Genomic DNA, 19,263 nt, shown 5'->3' on the forward strand with positions numbered 1-19,263 from the left:
ACTAATTCGTTAGGGTGGGGTATACATTGCAACCCCTAAATACCCAAGGATGTTTTGTGACTGATCAACCCATTCCCTCAGCAGCAGCGGCAGAAGTTTATGGCGATAAGGTCGTCAACTCGACCGACATCATCACGTCAGCTGAAACGCACTCCCAGCTGGCGCGCGCCGCGAAAAGCTTCCGCACCGAGGAAGACCTGTTGGGCACGATGGAGGTTCCGGACGATGCCTACTATGGCGTCCACACCCTCCGCGCCGTGGATAACTTCCAGGTCTCGCGCACGACCATCAACCAGATCCCGGAGTTCATCCGCGGAATGGTGATGGTCAAGAAGGCCACCGCCATCGCCAACAACGAGATCTTCGCACTGCCGGATGAAAAAGCAAAAGCGATCATCTGGGCCTGCGACCAGGTGCTGGAAGAGCACCGGTGCATGGATCAGTTCCCGATCGACGTGTTCCAGGGTGGTGCGGGCACAAGTGTGAACATGAACACTAACGAGGTGATCGCCAACCTCGCGCTGGAGTACCTGGGCCACCCGAAAGGCTCCTACGACATCATCAACCCCAACGATGACGTCAACATGTCCCAGTCCACCAACGACGCATACCCCACGGGCTTCCGCCTGGGTCTGCACTTTGCGATTGACCAGCTGATCAAGCACCTCGACGCGCTGGAGCGCGCCTTCCTGGCCAAGGGCCAGGAGTTCCGCAGCATCCTGAAGATGGGCCGCACCCAGCTGCAGGACGCGGTTCCGATGTCCCTGGGCCAGGAGTTCCGCGCCTTCGGCTACAACATCGCCGAGGAGCGCCTGCAGCTCGAACGTTCCCAGGCACAGCTGCGCGAAATGAACCTGGGCGCCACCGCTATCGGTACGGGAGTGAACACGCCTCCCGGTTACCAGAACGCGGTCATCCGCGCCCTCAGCGATGTCAGTGGATTGAAGATCGAACCGGCCCGCGACCTCATCGAGGCCACCAGCGATACCGGCGCGTACGTCAACGCTCACGCGGCGGTGAAGCGTGTGGCAATGAAGCTGTCGAAGATCTGTAACGACCTGCGCCTGCTGTCCTCCGGTCCGCGCGCGGGGCTGAACGAGATCAACCTGCCGGAGCGCCAGGCGGGCTCGTCCATCATGCCTGCCAAGGTCAACCCTGTGATCCCTGAGGTCGTCAATCAGATCTGCTTTAAAGTCTTCGGCAACGACCAGACGGTCTCCATGGCGGCAGAGGCCGGCCAGCTACAGCTCAACGTCATGGAGCCGGTCATCGCCCAGTGCGTGTTCGAATCCGTCCGCTTCCTGGCTCGTGCTTGCACCACGCTGCGCACTCTATGCGTCGTGGACATCACTGCCAACGCCGATGTGTGCCGCAAGTATGTGGAGGATTCCATTGGCATCATCACCTACCTCAACCCGCTGATCGGTCACCACAACGGTGACTTGGTGGGTAAGGAGGCCGCCCGCACCGGCCGATCCGTCCGCGAGCTGGTGCTGGAAAAGGGCCTGTTGGACGAGAAGACCCTCGACGAGGTCCTCAGCCCCGAGAACCTGCTGAACCCGAAGTTCCAGGGCAAGCTGTACACCGACTACAGCGAAGAGGAAACCTCCCAGGGATAATCCGGCGGGGTGCCACCGAAGGCAGGGCAGAGGCCCTGGAAGTGGCACCATCCGCACAGTTTCGTCGTGCGCGGCTGGAAGTTTCCGCTGCGCACATCCGCCTGAATGCGCCCCCATAGCTCGCCGAGCTCCCGCTCAAACGCGACTAGCTCGGCCGCTGTGGGGCTCAGCACCATATCGTCGCTGACCTTCAAGTACATCAACCGCAGCTGGGTCGGCAGCTCGCCGGTCATGCGCCACCACACCAGGGCGTAGAACATCATCTGGAAACGGGCCGAGTCGGCGAAGCGAGGGGCGGGTTTCTTTCCCGTCTTATAGTCCACCACGCGCACCTGCCCGGTCTCCGCTATGTCCACTCGGTCGATGAAGCCCCGCACCGGCACATCATTGGGCAGCGTTAGATTCACGAATTGTTCGCACTCGTGGGCGTCAAAACCCTCCGGATTCTCCATCTGAAAGTAGCCTTTCACCAGCTCCCGGGCTTCCTCCCAGAACGCCAGGGTAGATTCCTCCGGCACCAGCTCAGCCAGCTCCGCGTCCGCAGCCAGCATCTTTTCCCACTCCGGGCGGATCATCTTCACCGCCGCCGGGTAGGTGCGCTGCCCGCGCGGTAGCTTGTGTAGGTTCTCCAGCACCGCATGCACCAGCGTGCCTTTGACCTGTGCGACCGTCTTCGGCTCCTCCAATTTGTCGATGGCTCGAAAGCGGTACAGCAGCGGGCACTGCTTGTAGTCGTTGGCGCGGGAAGGGGACAGGGCTGGTTTCTTACTCACCCCGCCCAGCCTAGTAAAGTGGTGCAGATCCCTTAAAGCAGGAAGGAAGACCACATGGCATATTCCGGCCGTTTCACCGAAGGCGACCGCGTGCAGCTCACAGACGCCAAGCGCAGGCACTTCACCATCACCCTGGCCAAGGGCGAGAGCTTCTTTACCCACAAGGGCGAGATCCGCCACGACGACATCATCGGCCAGCACGAAGGCACCGTGGTGAAGTCCTCCGGCGCGGGCGAATACCTGTGCTTCCGCCACCTGCTGGTCGACCACGTGTTGTCCATGCCCCGCGGCGCTGCGGTCATCTACCCGAAGGATGCCGCCCAAATCCTCGTGGAAGGCGATATCTTCCCCGGCGCCACCGTGCTGGAAGCCGGCGCCGGCTCCGGCGCAATGAGCACCTGGCTGCTGCGCGCCGTCGGCCCGACCGGCAAGGTCATCAGCTATGAAATCCGCGAAGATCACCTGGCCTACGCCAAGGACAACGTGGAGGACTACTTCGGCGGCCACCCCGACAATTGGGACCTGCGCCTCGGCGACCTGAAGACCGTCACCAAGGAGGACGTCGGGGAAGTCGACCGCGTGCTGCTGGACATGCTGGAGCCCTGGGAGATGCTGGATACCGTCAAGGACGTGCTGATCCCGGGTGGCGTGTTCATGACCTACGTCGCCACCGTGCCGCAACTGATGAAGGTCATGGAAGGCATCCGCGAAACCGGTTGCTTCACCGAACCCAAGGCGTGGGAATCCCTCGTTCGCGAATGGAAGGTCGACGGCCTGGCCACCCGCCCCGAACACCGGATGAATGCGCACACGGCATTTCTGATCCTGGCGCGCAGGCTGGCTGATGGCGTCACCGCACCTCGACCGCAACGCCGCGCACGCCGTTAGTAGACTGGTCAGTATGACCGAGAACACAGCAGCGGAAGGACCGAAGACCCTACGCGAGTTGCAGATCGCAAACCGGCAACTCGGCGCGCGCAACGCGAAGCTCGTGGAGCTGCTGCAGGCCAGCCGCGCGAAGCTGGAGGAGATCAACGGTCGTCTGGAAGCGCTCGCGGAACCGCCCAGCACCTACGGCACGTTGCTGCAGGCCAACCGGGATTTCACCGCGGAGGTATTTACGGCCGGCCGCCGGATGCGCCTGATGGTTTCTCCACATGTTCCGCAGCACGAACTGGTGCCCGGCGCGATGGTGCGCCTGGGGGAGGGGCAGCAGGTCGTGGAGGTCACCGGCCAGCCGGACTTCGGCGACATCGCGCAGGTCGTGGAGGTCACCGGGGATCGATTGATCATCGCCGACAAGGTGGGCGAGGAGTACGTGGTCAAGGCCGCCGCGGACTTGGTCGGCAACGTGGTCACCGGCGATTCCGTCATCGTGGATCGCAAGTCGGGCTGGGCCTTCGAGGCCGTACCCCGCGCGGAAACGAACAACCTCATCCTGGAGGAAGTCCCGGACGTCACCTACGACGACATCGGTGGCCTTGGCCAGCAGATCACCCAGATCCGCGACGCGGTCGAGCTGCCCTTCCTGCACCCCGAGATCTACACACGCTATGGCCTGCGTCCGCCGAAGGGCGTGCTGCTCTACGGCCCGCCCGGCAACGGCAAGACCCTCATCGCGAAGGCTGTGGCGAACTCCCTGGCGCAGTCGGATTCCCCGTACTTCCTCAACATCAAGGGCCCCGAACTGCTGAACAAGTTCGTGGGCGAGACCGAGCGCCAGATCCGCGCCATCTTCGAGCAGGCTCGCCGCGTGGCCAGCTCGGGCCGCCCTGTCATCGTCTTCTTCGACGAGATGGAGGCGCTGTTCCGCACCCGCGGCACGGGCGTCAGCTCCGACATGGAGTCGACGGTCGTCCCGCAGCTGCTCGCCGAGCTCGACGGTGTGGAGGCCGCAGGCAACGTCATTATCATCGGTGCCTCGAACCGCGAGGAGCTCATCGACCCGGCCATCCTGCGCCCTGGTCGCCTCGACGTTAAAATCCGCATTGCCCGGCCCGACGCGGCCGGTGCGGAGGCCATCTTGTCGAAGCACCTCGTTGCTTCTCTTCCTATTGACGCCAACTTTTCCGCCGCCGCCGGTTCCAGCGACGCAGCAGCGGCGGCCCTGCGGCAGAGCATTGTCGACGAGCTCTTTGCCCGGGACGAGGCACACCGTTACGTCACGCTCCACTACGCCGACGGCAGCCACGAGGACCTGTACTGGGCGGACTTCGTTTCCGGCGCGATGCTGGCGAACATCGTGGATCGGGCGAAGACCTTGGCCATCAAGGATGCGCTGCACAACGGCGCAAACGGTACAGACGGCCTGCGCCCGGATCACGTCTCCGCGGCGGTGCTTGCCGAGGTGGCGGATTCGGAAGACCTGCCGGATACCACCAATCCCGCGGAGTGGGCGCGCATCTACGGCCATGGCACGAAGCGCGTCGTGGACATCGACGTGCACAAGGTCTAGGAGGGAAGAATCTTGTTTGGCCCGCACATCATTGGCTCGGAGACGGAGTACGGCATCGTCGCGGTGAACGACCCGGCTGCCAGCCCGATCCTCACCTCCACCCAGGCTGTCATTGCCTACGCAGAGCACAGCGGCCAGGGAGTCAATCGTCGCACCCGGTGGGACTATGAGAACGAGTCCCCTCTGCGCGACATTCGCGGCTTCGACCTGCGCCGCTATCGCCGGGGGAGCGCACCGGTACTGGATCCGAACGCCCTCGGCGCGGCGAACGTCATCACGGCCAACGGGGCGCGTTTCTACGTCGACCACGCGCACCCGGAGTACTCCGCCCCGGAGACCACGACCGCCCGCGATGCGGTGGTGTGGGATCGGGCGGGGGACATCATCATGCACCGCGCAGCCGAGGCCGCCGAGCCGGAGCTGAAGATCTACAAGAACAACGTCGACGGCAAGGGCGCCAGCTACGGCGCGCACGAGAACTACCTGTACCCCCGGGACCTGAACGTTGAGGACGTGCAGGCCGCCCTAATTCCGCACTTCGTCACCCGCCAGGTTTTCTGCGGCGCTGGCCGCATCGGGTTGGGTCCAGCAGGCGAGCAACCAGGATTCCAGATTACCCAGCGCGCCGACTACATCGAGACCGATATCTCGCTGGAGACCACCCTGAACCGCGGCATCATCAACACCCGCGACGAACCCCACGCCGAGGCCGATAGGTGGCGCCGCCTGCACGTCATCATCGGCGATGCAAACCTCAGCGAGTTCTCCAACTACCTGAAGTTCGGCACCACCGCGCTGGTGCTGGCGGCTGTCGCCGCGGGCGCCTACTTCGGCGACCTGCGCCTGCTGGAACCGGTAGCGGACGTCCAGCGCGTCTCCCGCGACCTGGACTGCGCCTACCGCCTGCGCTTCTACGGTCAGGTCGAGCGCACGGCGATTGAGACGCAGCGGGAGATCCGCAAGAGGGTCTGGGAGATCCTCGATCTGCGCGGCGACGACCTGGAGGTCTACGAGCTCTGGGGCGAGATCTTGGACGACCTGGAAGCCGACCCGCTGTCCACCGCCGATCGGCTGGACTGGACGGCCAAGCTGCAGCTGATCAACGCCTACCGCGCCCGCGGGCTGGAATGGACCGACCCGCGCCTGGCGTTGGTGGATCTGCAGTACTCGGACATCGACCCGCGCCGCGGGCTGTATCACGCTCTGGTGAACAAGGGCCGGATGCGCACCTTGGTCGACCCGGCGGAGGTAGCGGCAGCGGTGGACGCCCCACCACGGGCCACGCGCGCCTGGCTGCGCGGGCACCTGGTGGCGAACTACTCCGCCGACATCCTCTCGGCGAACTGGGATAACGTCATCGTCGATACCCCCGACGGTGCCGTGCGGATCACCATGGACGACCCCCGCGCGTTCAACCAACTGGAGCTGCGCGCACTGTTGGAATCGGGGTCTCGGCCCACCGTTGCCGAGCTCGTGGCAGGCTTGAAGGACATCCACCCGGACAAGGTCTCCGGGATTGGCAGAAAGGAAGATTAACCAATGACTCAGGGCGGACAGATCAGCGCCGGCGGCGGTCGGCGCGACGACGACCAACCGCTGGATCAGACGACCGGCGCCGGCACCCAGCAGCTGAACGTCACCGGCACCGACGATCTGCTGGACGAGATTGACGGGCTGTTAGAAAACAACGCCGAGGAGTTCGTCCGCTCCTACGTGCAAAAGGGCGGGCAGTGACCTCCCCAGCTATCCGCCGCCGCATCATGGGCCTCGAGACGGAGTATGGCATCGCCAACATGCAGGATTCCTCCCGTCGCCTGGGACCCGACGAGATCGCCCGCAAGCTCTTCGCCCCCGTCGTGGAGGAACACCGCAGTTCGAACATCTACACCGAGAACGCCTCGCGCCTCTACTTGGACGTCGGCGCCCACCCGGAGTTCGCCACCGCGGAATGCGATAGCCTGCACCAGCTGATCGCCTATGATCGCTCCGGCGACCTGATGTTCCACGACCTGGCCGACCGCGCCGAGAAGGCCGTCGGCGGCAAGGTCTATCTGCTCAAGAACAACACGGACTCCCTCGGCAATTCCTATGGTTGCCACGAAAACTACCTGGTTAGCCGCGATATTCCCCTCAAGGGGCTCAGCAAGCAGCTGCTGCCTTTCTTGGTCACCCGCCAGCTGATCTGCGGCGCGGGCAAGCTCGCCATCCCGTACCCCGGCGCGCCGAACGAGAACTTCGGCCCGGGCTACACCATGAGCCAGCGCGCCGACCACGTCTGGGAGGGCGTCTCCAGCGCCACGACCCGTTCGCGCCCCATCATCAACACCCGCGACGAGCCGCACGCCGATTCCTCCCTGTACCGCCGCCTGCACGTCATCGTGGGCGATTCAAACATGTCGGAGGTCACCACAGCCCTGAAGGTCGGCTCCACTCTACTGGTGCTGGAGATGATCGAGGCCGGCGTTCCCCTGCCCGACTTCGAGATGGCCAACGAGATTCGCTCTATCCGCGAAATCTCCCGCGACTTCACCGGCCAGGTCGACATCGCTCTGCGCAGCGGGTCGACGGCCACGCCGTTGGAGGTGCAGCGCGCTTTTTATGACGCCGCCCGCGCCTACCTCGCCTCGCGTGAAGACACGGAGCAAGGCACCTCCAACGCGGAGTTAGCCCCCGTGGTGGATCTGTGGGGCCGCGTGTTGGATTGCTTCGACACGGGCGACTTCGCTCCGGTCTCCACGGAGATCGACTGGGTGATCAAAAAGTCCCTCCTGGATCGCATGGCCGCCGCCCGCGGCCTGGATCCCATCGATCCGCGTTTGGCGCAGATCGACCTGATGTATCACGACATCCACCCGGAACGTGGTCTGTTCAACGTGCTGGCTCGGCGCGGGCTGGCCAAGACTCTGCTGGCGCCGGAGGTCATCAAGGAGGCCGTCCGTCACGCCCCGCCGACCACCCGCGCGGCGGTGCGCGGCCGCTTCATCTCCGCGGTGCGTGCGCATCCCGAACTCTCCTACACGGTGGATTGGATGCGGGTGAAGGTCAACGGCGAGAATGGGGCAGAGGCTCTGCTGGCCGATCCTTTCGCCAACTCCAACGAGGATGTCGACCGCATTATCTCCTCCCTGGAAGCCCGATGAACCGCAATCGCCCCGTCGAAACCCACTGGATGCCCGGCGCCACCCGGCTGTTTAACTTGGTGATCGCACTTCTCAACTCGGACGGTCCGCGCTCCGTCGAGTGGGTGCTGGCCAATGTTGATGGCTATCAGCACGACAACGACGATTCCGCCCGCCGCCAGCTCAGCCGCGACCGCCGGGACCTCGCCGCGTTGGGCGTGCATATCGGCGGCACGGACGAACTGAGCCTCGACCCCGCCCAGACTTTCCTTCCCGACATCGAGTTCACCGATGCCGAGGCCGCCGTCATCGCAGCCGCCAGCCACTGGGCCCAGTCCAGCGGCATGCATCACGCCGCCCAGTCCGCGTATGCCAAGCTGGCCGCCGCCGGGATGCAGCACCGCATCTCCACCGGCGAGGTTGCCATTCCCGCCATCCCGGATCACACTGACCTGGATGGCGATTCCTTCGACGCTATCTTTCGCGCCCTCGATAACGGGCTGGTCTTGAGCTTCAACTACTATCCCTCGCTGGTCGATACACCCCAGGAGCGCCGCCTGGAGCCGTGGGCGTTCGGCGCCCAGGACGGCCTGACCTATGTCACGGGTTTCGACCCCGACCGCGCGGCCCAGCGCACCTTCCGCCTGGCGCGCATCGATTCCGTCGTAGCCCTCCCGGAGTTCTCCCAGTACCCCCGCCCGGAAGGCACCCCGCAGCAGCTCATCGCCCAGGGGTTGGCGCGCAGCCGCCAGATGGTCACGGCGACCGTGGAATTCCCGGATGACGGCGCCTGGGAGCTGCGCCGCCTCACCGATGACAACGGCCAGATCGGCCCCGTGGAGCGCACATGGTTTGTCCGCACCGCGGCCGCCTATGCACCCCATGTCATCGTTACCTCGCCGCCGGATCTCGTCGCCGATGTTGTTGCCGTTCTCAAGGAGGCTGTTAAATGACGCCCCTTCGTTCCAACGCCGAGCAGTTCCAGCGCACACTGTCGGTGGTCGCCTGGTTCCGCAATCACCCGGACAGCAGCCTGATGGAGGCTGGGCGCGCCCTTAACCTGTCGACCGCGCAGATCACCCGCGAGCTCGGTCAGGTCAGCATGTGCGGCCTTCCCGGCTATTTCCCGGGATCCCTGGTGGAGGTCACGGTCGACCGCATGCGCGCCACCGTGGAGTTCTCCGCCGGGTTGGATCGCCCAGTGGCGCTCACGCCGATGGAGGCCGGTGTACTGTTGCTGAACCTGGAGGCGTTGCGCTCCACGGCGCCGGCGGAGACACAGCAGACGATCGACACGGCCAGCGAGAAGATCCAGACGCTCCTGCGCGCGCGACGCGCCCATACCGAAACTTTTACCCCCGAGTTGGCCCCCTCGGAGGCGTCCTTCCTGGATCTGCGCCACAGCCTGGCTGAGGCCATCCGCACCCGCCGCCAAGTCAGCTTCAACTACCAATCCGTCTCCAGCGACACGTTCAGCCCCCGCACCGTAGACCCCGACCACGTGGGCCTGGTCGACGGGGAGTATTACCTGTGGGCGCGGGAAGGTGGCGTCACTAGAAAAACCTTTGCGCTGTCCCGCATCGACGGGCTTGACCTGGGCGAAGAAGGCACAGCCAGCCCGCTCGACGTACCCGAGATCGACCCGCAGGATCCCTTCGGGTTTGCGGGTAGCGACCGATGGGCTCGCATAGAGCTCGACGAGTCGCTGCGGTGGATGCTGGAGTACTTCCCGATGTGGGTGGTGGAGGACGAGTCACGCCTGGTCGTCGACGTGCCCGAAACCGGCCCGTGGCTTCTTAGGTTTTTACTCGGGTTTTCGCACGGAATTCGCGTGCTTGAACCGCTACCATTGTCCGAGAACTTAAAAGCCCTAGCGCGGCGCGGCCTCGAAGCATACGAGGCTCGCGGGCTAGGATAGAAAGACCGATTCCAACAACAGAAAGCTCGTGGAAAACAATGCCGAACCTTGGCGTTCCTGAACTAATTATCATCGCTCTGGTCATCTTCCTGCTGTTCGGAGCGACCCGCCTGCCCAACGCGGCACGTTCCCTGGGCCGTTCCATGCGCATCTTCAAATCCGAGATGGACGAGATGAAGACCGACGGCGACAAGAAAGAGCTGGCCGAGAAGAAGGCTCCGACCGCCGAGCAGCAGCAGGCACAGAACCTGGCCCAGCCGCAGGCCCAGCCGAAGACCGAGCAGCAGCCGAACGAGTAAGTGGCTAAGAAGCTAAAGAAGCCCGCCGATGGTTCGATGACCATCGTCGAGCACATCAATGAGCTGCGCAAGCGCGTATTCATTTCCCTGGTTGCCATTTTCATCGGCACGATCATCGGCTACATCTGGTACAACGTCGAGGTCGGCCCGATCGCTTCGCTGGGCGAGGTACTGCGCGGACCGTATTGCAACCTGCCGCCCGAGGCGCGTTTCGGCTCTGAGGCGGGGGAGTGTCGCCTGCTGGCGACCAGCCCGTTCGAGATGTTTATGCTGCGCCTGAAGGTCGGTGCGCTGGCCGGCATGGTGTTTTCCTCACCCATCTGGCTGGGTCAGATCTGGGCTTATATCACCCCGGGTCTGCACAAGAATGAGAAGCGCTGGACCCTCGGCGTGGGCATTTCCGCCGGCGTGCTGTTCGCCGTTGGTGCGGTGCTGGCTTACTTCGTGCTGGCCTTCGGCCTGGAGTTCCTGCTGACGATCGGTGACGAGGCGCAGATCGCCGCGCTGAACGGCGAGAAGTACTTCAGCTTCGCCATGGCGCTGCTGCTGATTTTCGGCGTGAGCTTCGAGGTGCCGCTGATCACCGTGCTGCTGAATCTGGCGCACGTGGTGAGTTACCAGCAGCTAAAGGAAAAGCGCCGCTTCATCTGGGCCTTCCTGTTCCTCTTCGCTGCGTTCGTCACGCCGGGTCAGGATCCGATCTCTATGGTCATCCTGGCGACCTCCCTGTGCGCGATGATGGAGATCGCCACGCAGATCGCCCGCCTCAACGACAAGCGCCGCAAGAACAACCAGGAGGACTGGCTGGAACTCGACGACGATGACAGTTCCGACATCGCCGCACCGCAGCCCATCCAGCCTGCCACCGCCACGCCCGCCCCGCAGTCCACTAGCGCGGCTCGCCCGATAGCCACGCCGAAACGTCAAGACCCCAAGGCTCAAGACTTCACTCACAGCGATTTCGATGACATCCTTTAGCCCCCAGGTAGAGCGCTTCTGCGCCCAGTACGACTTCCCGCTGGACGATTTCCAGGTCCAGGCGGCCGAAGCCATCGACAGGGGGCAGGGGGTCCTGGTGGCCGCCCCTACGGGCGCGGGCAAAACGATCGTCGGCGAGTTCGCCGTCTTCGCCGCCTTCCACGGCGACGGCACCTGCTTTTACACCACGCCGATCAAGGCCTTGAGCAACCAGAAGTTCAGCGACCTGGTGGAGCGCTACGGCGAGGCCAACGTGGGCCTGCTCACCGGCGACGTCACCATCAACGGCGACGCACCCATCGTTGTGATGACCACCGAGGTCCTGCGCAACATGATTTACGCCGATTCCGAGCGGCTGGAGACCCTCACGCACGTCGTCATGGATGAGGTGCACTTCCTGGCCGATCGCTCCCGCGGCCCAGTCTGGGAGGAGGCCATCCTCAACCTCGACCCGCGCGTGATCCTCGTGTCCCTGTCCGCCACCGTCTCCAACGTCGAGGAATTCGGCGGCTGGCTTTCCGCCGTCCGCGGCGATACCGAGATCATCGTCACCGAGAAGCGCCCCGTGCCGCTGACGCAGTTTATGATGGTCGGCCGCCAGATTCTGCCCCTCTTCGAAGGCTCGGAGCAGCATCTCGGCGCTATCAACCGCAAGGTCGTCGCAGCCGCCGCTAAGGCCGAGGAAACCGGCAAGCGGCGCGGCCCGAAGCGCGTGGACGTGATCCAGCACATGGCCACCGCCGGCATGTTGCCTGCGATTTACTTTATCTTTTCGCGGGTTGGTTGTGACGCCGCCGTTCGCGCCCTGCTGGTCAATCGCGTGGACTACTCATCCCCAGCGGAGAAGGAGGAGATCCTGCGCACCATCGACGCAGGAGTGGCCGACCTGACGGAGGAGGACCTGAACGTCCTCGGCTTCCGCCAGTGGCGCCGCGCAGTCTCCCGCGGCTTCGCTGCCCACCACGCCGGCATGCTGCCGGCATTCCGCCACATCGTGGAGGACCTCTTCGCCCGCGGCCTTCTGAAGGTCTGCTTCGCCACGGAGACCCTGGCGCTGGGCATCAACATGCCCGCCCGCTCGGTGGTGCTGGAGAAGCTGGTGAAGTTCAACGGCGAGACCCACGCCGACCTGACCCCCGGCCAATACACCCAGCTCACGGGTCGCGCGGGCCGCCGCGGCATCGACACGAAGGGCAACGCGGTGGTGTTGTGGAGCCATGGGCTGGATCCTTATGGAGTCGCCGACCTGGCGTCGACAAGAACCTACCCCCTAGATTCCACCTTCCGTCCGGGGTACAACATGGCCGTGAACCTCATCGGCACGATGGGGCTGGATGAGGCACACCGCCTGCTGCTGCGCTCCTTTGCCCAGTATCAGACCAATGGCGCGGTGGTGGAGAGCGCCGAGCAGATAGAGAAGCGCCGCCGCGAACTTGCCCAGCAGGAAAAGCAGCTCAAGGCCGCGATCCGCAGCGTGCGCCGCCCGTCAAACAGCCTGAACGAGGACTTCCAGCTGGTCACCGAGTACGGCCAGCTGCGCCGCGAATTGTCACAGGAGGAGCGCCGTGCCAAACGCATGGTCGTCGACGAGGCGGCGACGGAGACCACCTCACTGTTGCAGTCTCTGCAGGCCGGCGACGTGATCGCCCTGCCCACCGGCAAGGATCCCACGACGGCTGTCATCGTCCGCTCCGACCACCGCGGCCGCCCGACGATCATCACCGATGACGGCTGGGTGGAGCGCGTGAACCCCGACATGTTCGGCAACACCCCGGTACACATCGGCCACATGCGCCTGCACAAGGGCGTGGCGCGCAACCCGAAGCGCCAGGCCAGGGGAGTGGCCGCCAACCTGCGGCGCCTGCAACTGGATAAGCCAAAGAAGCTTAAGCCCCGGGCGCGCCGCCGTTCCCTGCACGCGCTGGAGCTGCGCGAACGGGTCCACGCCCACCCGGTGCACGCCTGGGAAGGCCGCGAGGAACTGTGCCGCGCCGCCGAACAGTACCTGAAGGCCGGCCGCCGCCTGGAGTTCGAACAAAAGGAGCATCCGCAGGAGTCCGATTCCCTGTCCGCCCAGTTCAACCGTATCCTCGCGCTGCTGGCGGAGCTGGACTATGTGGAGCTCGGCGACAACACCGCCCGCATCACCCTGGAGGGCGAGCGCCTGTCCAGAATCCACCACGAATCCGACCTGCTGGTCGCCCAGTGCCTGCGCCGCGGAATCTGGGACGACCTGGATCCGGCGGAGCTCGCGGCCGTGGCCAGCACCTGTGTCTTCGAAAACCGTCGCGATTCCGGCGCCAAGGACGATGGCGTGCCGACCGAGCCCCTGGCCACCGCCATCAGCCAGACCTGGCGCATCTACCAGGAGCTTTCCACCGACGAGCAGCGCCACAACCTCACCGTCACGCGCGAACCGGAGCTGGGCTTCGCCACCGCAGTGCACCAGTGGACCGCCGGTGCCCCGCTGGAATACTGCCTGCGCGCGGCCGAGGCGAGCGGCGCCACCCTGACCCCCGGCGATTTCGTGCGCTGGTGCCGCCGCGTGATCGACCTGCTGGATCAGATCAAGCTGACCGGTTATTCCAATGAAGTGAAGGCGGCCTCCCGCAAGGCGGTCGCCGCTATGAGACGAGGAGTTGTAGCCCTCGATGGCTAAGAAAATCGCAATCTTCGGCGCGACCAGCGAGATCGGCGGCGAGATCGCCCGTCGCCTCGCCCCTGGCAATCATCTGGTGCTCGCGGGCCGACGCACGACGGACCTCGCCGAGGAGCTGACAGGCCTCGGCGCCACGCAGGTCGATTCCTTCTTTTTTGACGCCACCGACGTGGATTCCCACGCCGACCTCATCGCGGAGATCGAGGCCACCGGCCCGCTGGACGTCGCACTGGCGATGTTCGGCGTGCTGGGCGACCAGGAACTCGCGGAGCGCGATTCTGCCGAGGTCTACCGCATTCTGCACACGGACTTCACCGCCCAGGCGGTCCTGCTGACGGAGCTGTCCCAGGTGATGAAGTCCCGCGGCAGGGGAGTGCTGGTGGCCTATTCCTCGATCGCCGGTGCCCGCGTGCGCCGCCCGAACTATGTGTATGGTTCCGCGAAGGCCGGCCTGGATGGCTTCTGCCAGGGCATGCAGGACGCTTTGCAGGGCACCGGCGTGCGCCTGGTGATCGTGCGCCCGGGGTTTGTCATTGGCCGCATGACCCGCGGCATGGATCCGGCGCCGTTGTCCACCACGCCGGACGTGGTCGCCGAGGCCACGGTTCGCGCTATAAACGACGACAGCGCGGAATCCGTGTGGATCCCGCGCTCCCTTAAGTTACTTGCCGCCGCCATGCAGGTGGTTCCGCGCTGGCTGTGGCGGCGTGCGCCACGCTAGACGTGGAAGATGTTGTAGAAGATCGTCCGCAGCACGCCGAAGGCGACGGAGATGCCGGTGGCAGCGGCGATACCGATAGCTACCTTGGCGAAGGGGTTCAGGTTTTCCCACCACTCATCGGATTCCTTGGTGCTGGAGCCCTCGGTGGTAGTGCTGGAACCCTGAGTAGTCGTTTCCGCAACCGCCGGAGTGACGGTGGCCAGAGCCATGGTGGGGGCCAGTACAGCGGCGATGATAGAGCGACGTAGACGCATCGAGGTTCTCCCTAAAAGTATCGTTTTTCGAGTTGCGCAGGAACGATTCTTCCCACACCTTCGTTATCGTTATGTAAGCACGATTCCGTTACGAAGATCGCGATTTCATAACAAATTTTCAGACAGAGACTATAGGAGCTTCCAAGTCTTATGCAATTTCTTCCCGCCGTATACCTCGTAGTGGAGGTCATCGCCTTCATCCTGCTTGGCCAGTGGATCGGCTGGCTCTGGGCATTGCTGCTGCTCCTAGGCCTGTTTGTCCTGGGCATTGCTGTTGCCACATGGCAGATGCGTGAGCTCACCGTCCGCGCTCTGCAGCATAACGACCAACCGGGGAAGCTGTCGGCCGATATGGCGCTCTCCATGGTTGGCGCGTTGGGCGTCGCCGTTCCCGGTATCGTCTCGAGCTTCCTGGGCCTGCTTTTCCTGATCCCCCCGACGCGCACCGTGATCCGCAAGATGCTCGGCCAGGCGGCGCGCCGTTCACTGGAAAGCTTTGGCGTCACGACGTATTCGCGAGTTAACCGGATCCAGGATTCGAATGGGTGGGGCGACGTCATCGACCACCGTGCGGGCGAGAACGAATGATCCTCAGGCTCCTCGTCGCTGTATTCAGCGGCGTGATGATCTTCGCTTCCTTCGAGCCGACTGGTCTGTGGTGGGCAGCGCCGCTGGGGTTTGCGCTGCTGTTCTACTTCGTCGACCACCGGCGCGCGATGCTAATGGCATGGGCGCAGGGAGCCACGATCTATGCCCTGTTGCTGCCCTGGGTGGGGGAGTTCGTCGGCGCGGCTGCGTGGATCGCCCTCGCTCTTGTCCAGTCCCTGTATAGCCTGCTGTTCGGCTGGGGTCTGAAGCATTTAGTACGACGCCCCCTCCCAGCCCAGATCCTCGGCATCCCAGCCTGGTTCGTCGCGGTCGAGTGGCTGCGTTCTTCCTTCCCCTTCGGGGGTTTTCCGTGGGGACGCATCGCATGGGGCCAGGCCAGCGGCCCGCTGAGTTGGCTTATCCGCCTCGGCGGCCCGGCGGTGGTCACTTTCGCCGTGGTGCTGTTCGGCGTGCTGTTGGCCTTGACTGTCCGCAAGCAACGGATGCCGGCATTCACCCTGGCCGGGGTAGTGGCCGTGGTGGGCGCCTATGTGCTGCTGATTCCCGGAACCAGCGCAGAGCGCAGCGTCGATGTCGTCGCCGTGCAGGGCAATGTGCCGCGCCTGGGCTTGGACTTCAACGCTCAGCGCCGCGCTGTGCTGGATAATCACGTGCGCCGCACCGAGAAGCTGGACTCGCACCCGGACATCGTCATCTGGCCGGAAAATTCCGCGGACGTCAATCCTTTCACCGACCGCGCCGCCCGCCAGGAAATCGAGCGTGCGCAGAGTTCCATCGGCGCCCCGATCCTGGTCGGTACCGTCAGCCCGCAGCACAACACGATGGTGGTGTGGGACGGCAACGGGCCGGGGGAGAGCCACGTCAAGCGCTTCCTCCAGCCCTTCGGCGAATACATGCCCTTCCGCAGTTTCCTGCGCAACTTCAGCGAGTACGTCGACCGCGCCGGTAACTTCCAGCCCGGCGACGATAATGGCGTGGTGCACATGAACGGCATCCCCGTTGGCGTGGCTACTTGCTACGAGGTCAGCTTCGACGGGGCTTTCCGCATGGCTGTACAGGGTGGCGCGCAGATCCTGACGAGCCCGACGAATAACGCGACCTTCGGGTTCACGGATATGACCTACCAGCAGCTTGCAATGTCGCGAATGCGCGCACAGGAGTACGATCGTGCGGTGGTGGTTGCCGCTACCTCGGGTGTCTCGGCGATTGTCTCGCCGGATGGGAAGGTTCAGCAGCGCAGCGATATCTTTACTTCTGACGCCCTCGAGGCCGAGTTGCCTCTAAACGATACAATGACCCTGTCAGCTCTCGTCGGCCCATGGGTGGAAAGGATCCTAGCTATCCTGGGTCTGCTGTCTGTGATTTTCACTTTTAGGAAAGGTAAGAAAGCTTTTCATGAATAAGCTGAGCGATAAAACGCTGGTCATCATCCCGACCTACAACGAAAGGGAGAACCTTCCCCTGATCATCGGTCGGCTGCTGAAGGCCGAGCCCGAGCGTGTGGACGTGCTCGTTGTCGATGATTCCAGCCCGGACGGCACCGGTGAGCTGGCCGACGAGATGGCCGCTGAGAACCCGAAGATCCACGTGATGCACCGCGGCGGCAAGGGGGGTCTGGGTGGCGCTTACATCGCAGGCTTCCACTGGGGCCTGGAGCGCGACTACGAGATTCTGTGTGAGATGGATGCCGATGGCTCTCACGCTCCGGAGCAGCTGTACCTGCTGCTGGATCGCATCGATTCCGGCGCGGAGATGGTGCTGGGCTCCCGCTACGTGAAGGGCGGCAAGACCGTGAACTGGCCGCTGAGCCGCCAGGTGCTTTCCCGGGGCGGCAACGTGTACGCCTCCATGGCTCTGGGCGCTGGCCTGTCCGATATCACCGGTGGCTACCGCGCTTACCGCCGCGATGTTCTGGAGGGCATCGACTTGGACGCCGTTGATTCCGCCGGCTATGTCTTCCAGGTGGATCTGGCGTGGCGCGCTGTCGAGGCCGGCTTCGACGTGCGCGAGGTTCCGATCACCTTCACCGAGCGCGAGATCGGCGATTCGAAGATGAGCGGCAACATCGTCTCCGAGGCTCTGGTGCAGGTGACGAAGTGGGGTGCGGCGCACCGCTTTAACCAGGTGAAGTACCTGGCGCAGGAGTCCTGGCGTATCGGCGCCGGCACCGTTAGCCGCTACTTCTGAGCGGCTTCCTGCTCCTTCATGAGCTTCACCGCGGTGCGACGGCGCTTGCGAAGAAGCTCGATGCGCTCCTCGAGCAGCTCGTCGAGCTCCTCCAGGCTGCGGCGCTCACGCAGCATGTCCCAATGAGTGCGCGGGGGCTTCACCGGCTTGGATTCCTGGCCTTCGCCTTCTACAAGCGTGCCTAGCTGGCCGTTCTTGCACATCCACTCCTGTGGAATCTCCGCATCGTCGGCGAAGGGGACCTCGTAGATCTCCCCGTCCTCGGTACGGTACTTCACCATCTGGCGGGGAGCCAGATCGTGATCGCGATCCGTCTCATAAGAAACGGCACCCATGCGACTTCCGCGCAGCACGCGATCGGCCATAAGAATCATCACTCCTCATAGTGTTTTGAACTAACTCATCATAACAACGAAACCCTACGAAGAATTGTTCCATGCCCCGACCACAGCCCCGACCCAAGCACTGCGCCTGGTGCGGCAGGGTAGTCGAACCCGGTCCGACGAATCGTCCCCGCAAGTTTTGCAATCAGTCGTGCCGCCAACGGGCCTATGAACAGCGTGCCCAACTCGCGGGCACGTCCATCCCGGTCGACTCCGTCATCCTGTCAGCCAGCGCTGCCCAGAAGTTTCACGATGACCTCTTCGAGCTCCGCTGCGCCGCTGAAGACCTGTGCACCGCGGCGCGGGAAGGGGAGTCCGCCGAGGTGGTGGAGGAGTTGGCGTCCGAACTAGAAGGGCTAGCCACCCGCGTCGAGCAACTTCGGGGTCGCAGGTAGGAAGGGCTATGCTGTAGAGCATGCGTAAGGGAATCATCACTCTCGCCGTAATTGGCATGGTCGTTGGCGTGCTGATGGCGTTCGGGCCGCTGGTTGTGAATTTCTTCAACGATCGCGGGCTCCGCACGGCCGACATAACCGCAGGTGGCGAGCCTGCCAGCGTGGGCGTAGACGGCACGTGGCAGGTGGTGAGCGGCGCCGGAGACAACACCTCACAGGCCGGATACACCTTCGACGAGAAGCTGCCGGCGGGCACCAAGACCACTTCGGGCCGCACCGAAGAGGTTGAGGGCGAGCTCAAGGTCGTCAACAAGAAGCTGACAGAAGGCCAGGTCACCGTGGATGTTGCCAGCATCAGCAGTGACGTAGAGAAGCGCGACATCAACGTGCGCAACAACATTCTGCACACCGATAAGTTCCCGAAGGCCTCGTTCACGCTGACGGAGCCCGCCGACGTGTCCAAGCTGCCGGACAATGGCACGACTGACACGGTGAGCATCACCGGCGACCTGGAGCTGCACGGCAAGAAGAACAAGGTGACCGCCGAGCTGAAGGTTTTGCGCACCGGCGAGCACGTGATCCTGCAGGGCAACATTCCATTTAAGCGCGGCGACTACGACATTCACACGCCGCAGTTCGTTGCCGCAACGATTGCCGATGAAGGCACCATCGATCTGTTGCTGGTGCTAGAGCAGGTTAAGTAGGCTCGGTCGCATGTCTCCGGAGATGCTTAAGTACTCGCGCATCATGCGCATCGTCGTGCTGTTGTTCTTTATCGGCTATCTGCTGTGGAAGGGCACGGGGCTGACGTATTTCTTCGCCGCGTTCTGTGTGCTGTTCCTGGCCGCCACGTGTTACCAGCTGTGGCAGGCCAGGGATTAGCCGATAATATAC

General features: G+C 63.9%; 21 protein-coding genes. 18 read left to right on the forward strand and 3 right to left on the reverse strand.

Annotated features, from left to right (window positions below; all coding sequences use genetic code 11):
* The first annotated feature begins 56 nt into the window (after window positions 1-56).
* On the forward strand, window positions 57-1,619 hold the full coding sequence (gene aspA, locus L8U58_RS03090; protein ID WP_269954664.1) for an aspartate ammonia-lyase: 1,563 nt from the start codon (window positions 57-59) through the stop codon (window positions 1,617-1,619).
* Here aspA and L8U58_RS03095 read toward each other — a convergent pair.
* On the reverse strand, window positions 1,589-2,392 hold the full coding sequence (locus L8U58_RS03095) for a RecB family exonuclease (RefSeq protein WP_269954665.1): 804 nt from the start codon (window positions 2,390-2,392) through the stop codon (window positions 1,589-1,591). The genes aspA and L8U58_RS03095 overlap by 31 nt on opposite strands.
* Window positions 2,393-2,446: 54 nt before the next feature.
* Between L8U58_RS03095 and L8U58_RS03100 the strand changes: the two genes are divergently transcribed.
* The 11 genes from L8U58_RS03100 to L8U58_RS03150 are packed head-to-tail and all read left to right on the forward strand — an operon-like array spanning window position 2,447 to window position 14,541.
* The gene (locus tag L8U58_RS03100) at window positions 2,447-3,280 is read left to right on the forward strand and encodes a tRNA (adenine-N1)-methyltransferase (protein WP_034967823.1); all 834 of its coding nucleotides are present in this window, start codon (window positions 2,447-2,449) and stop codon (window positions 3,278-3,280) included.
* Between the two features lie 13 nt (window positions 3,281-3,293).
* Window positions 3,294-4,847, forward strand: coding sequence for a proteasome ATPase (arc, locus tag L8U58_RS03105; RefSeq protein ID WP_269954666.1), 1,554 nt, complete (start codon window positions 3,294-3,296; stop codon window positions 4,845-4,847).
* A gap of 12 nt (window positions 4,848-4,859) precedes the next feature.
* Window positions 4,860-6,383: a depupylase/deamidase Dop gene (gene dop / locus L8U58_RS03110; protein WP_269954667.1), complete on the forward strand. Its 1,524-nt coding sequence runs from the start codon at window positions 4,860-4,862 to the stop codon at window positions 6,381-6,383.
* 3 nt (window positions 6,384-6,386) lie between these two features.
* Entirely contained in the window at window positions 6,387-6,581 is a 195-nt protein-coding gene (locus L8U58_RS03115; protein ID WP_034967812.1) for a ubiquitin-like protein Pup, read from the forward strand.
* A 26-nt stretch (window positions 6,582-6,607) separates the two neighbouring features.
* Window positions 6,608-7,987: a Pup--protein ligase gene (gene pafA, locus L8U58_RS03120; protein WP_269954698.1), complete on the forward strand. Its 1,380-nt coding sequence runs from the start codon at window positions 6,608-6,610 to the stop codon at window positions 7,985-7,987.
* On the forward strand, window positions 7,984-8,919 hold the full coding sequence (locus L8U58_RS03125; RefSeq protein WP_269954668.1) for a helix-turn-helix transcriptional regulator: 936 nt from the start codon (window positions 7,984-7,986) through the stop codon (window positions 8,917-8,919). The genes pafA and L8U58_RS03125 overlap by 4 nt, the downstream gene beginning before the upstream one ends.
* On the forward strand, window positions 8,916-9,884 hold the full coding sequence (locus L8U58_RS03130; RefSeq protein ID WP_034967805.1) for a WYL domain-containing transcriptional regulator: 969 nt from the start codon (window positions 8,916-8,918) through the stop codon (window positions 9,882-9,884). Before L8U58_RS03125 ends, L8U58_RS03130 begins: the two co-directional genes overlap by 4 nt.
* A 38-nt stretch (window positions 9,885-9,922) precedes the next feature.
* Window positions 9,923-10,183: a Sec-independent protein translocase subunit TatA gene (gene tatA, locus L8U58_RS03135; RefSeq protein WP_034967801.1), complete on the forward strand. Its 261-nt coding sequence runs from the start codon at window positions 9,923-9,925 to the stop codon at window positions 10,181-10,183.
* Window positions 10,184-11,161 (forward strand): twin-arginine translocase subunit TatC, encoded by a 978-nt coding sequence (gene tatC, locus L8U58_RS03140; protein WP_034967798.1) that lies wholly within the window; start codon window positions 10,184-10,186, stop codon window positions 11,159-11,161.
* Window positions 11,148-13,820 carry a DEAD/DEAH box helicase gene (locus L8U58_RS03145; RefSeq protein WP_269954669.1) on the forward strand — a complete coding sequence of 891 codons (2,673 nt, stop codon included), beginning with the start codon at window positions 11,148-11,150 and terminating at the stop codon, window positions 13,818-13,820. Before tatC ends, L8U58_RS03145 begins: the two co-directional genes overlap by 14 nt.
* On the forward strand, window positions 13,813-14,541 hold the full coding sequence (locus tag L8U58_RS03150; protein WP_269954670.1) for an SDR family NAD(P)-dependent oxidoreductase: 729 nt from the start codon (window positions 13,813-13,815) through the stop codon (window positions 14,539-14,541). Before L8U58_RS03145 ends, L8U58_RS03150 begins: the two co-directional genes overlap by 8 nt.
* On the opposite strand, the gene L8U58_RS03155 is transcribed toward L8U58_RS03150, so the two are convergent.
* A complete protein-coding gene (locus L8U58_RS03155; RefSeq protein ID WP_034967787.1) occupies window positions 14,538-14,795 on the reverse strand; it encodes a hypothetical protein in 258 nt (85 codons plus the stop codon). The two genes, L8U58_RS03150 and L8U58_RS03155, sit on opposite strands and share 4 nt — an antisense overlap.
* Window positions 14,796-14,945: 150 nt before the next feature.
* Here L8U58_RS03155 and L8U58_RS03160 point away from each other — a divergent pair, with 150 nt between their 5' ends.
* The 3 genes from L8U58_RS03160 to L8U58_RS03170 are packed head-to-tail and all read left to right on the forward strand — an operon-like array spanning window position 14,946 to window position 17,591.
* A complete protein-coding gene (locus tag L8U58_RS03160; RefSeq protein ID WP_034974346.1) occupies window positions 14,946-15,383 on the forward strand; it encodes an FxsA family protein in 438 nt (145 codons plus the stop codon).
* The gene (gene lnt / locus L8U58_RS03165; RefSeq protein ID WP_034967781.1) at window positions 15,380-16,807 is read left to right on the forward strand and encodes an apolipoprotein N-acyltransferase; all 1,428 of its coding nucleotides are present in this window, start codon (window positions 15,380-15,382) and stop codon (window positions 16,805-16,807) included. Before L8U58_RS03160 ends, lnt begins: the two co-directional genes overlap by 4 nt.
* Window positions 16,800-17,591: a polyprenol monophosphomannose synthase gene (locus tag L8U58_RS03170; RefSeq protein ID WP_034967779.1), complete on the forward strand. Its 792-nt coding sequence runs from the start codon at window positions 16,800-16,802 to the stop codon at window positions 17,589-17,591. The genes lnt and L8U58_RS03170 overlap by 8 nt, the downstream gene beginning before the upstream one ends.
* Here the strand turns inward: L8U58_RS03170 and L8U58_RS03175 are convergent.
* Complete coding sequence (locus L8U58_RS03175) at window positions 17,582-17,956, reverse strand: RNA polymerase-binding protein RbpA (protein ID WP_034967776.1); 375 nt, start codon at window positions 17,954-17,956, stop codon at window positions 17,582-17,584. The two genes, L8U58_RS03170 and L8U58_RS03175, sit on opposite strands and share 10 nt — an antisense overlap.
* A 71-nt stretch (window positions 17,957-18,027) precedes the next feature.
* On the opposite strand from L8U58_RS03175, the gene L8U58_RS03180 reads away from it, so the two are divergent.
* The 3 genes from L8U58_RS03180 to L8U58_RS03190 are packed head-to-tail and all read left to right on the forward strand — an operon-like array spanning window position 18,028 to window position 19,251.
* Window positions 18,028-18,369, forward strand: a complete 342-nt coding sequence (locus tag L8U58_RS03180; RefSeq protein WP_034974339.1) for a hypothetical protein — start codon at window positions 18,028-18,030, stop codon at window positions 18,367-18,369.
* Window positions 18,370-18,389: 20 nt separating this feature from the next.
* Window positions 18,390-19,073, forward strand: a complete 684-nt coding sequence (locus L8U58_RS03185) for a YceI family protein (protein WP_035008140.1) — start codon at window positions 18,390-18,392, stop codon at window positions 19,071-19,073.
* A 10-nt stretch (window positions 19,074-19,083) separates the two neighbouring features.
* Window positions 19,084-19,251 carry a hypothetical protein gene (locus L8U58_RS03190; protein ID WP_168163089.1) on the forward strand — a complete coding sequence of 56 codons (168 nt, stop codon included), beginning with the start codon at window positions 19,084-19,086 and terminating at the stop codon, window positions 19,249-19,251.
* Window positions 19,252-19,263: the final 12 nt, after the last annotated feature.

This window comes from Corynebacterium macclintockiae (assembly GCF_027570165.1).
GTDB classification, from domain to species: Bacteria; Actinomycetota; Actinomycetes; order Mycobacteriales; family Mycobacteriaceae; genus Corynebacterium; species Corynebacterium macclintockiae.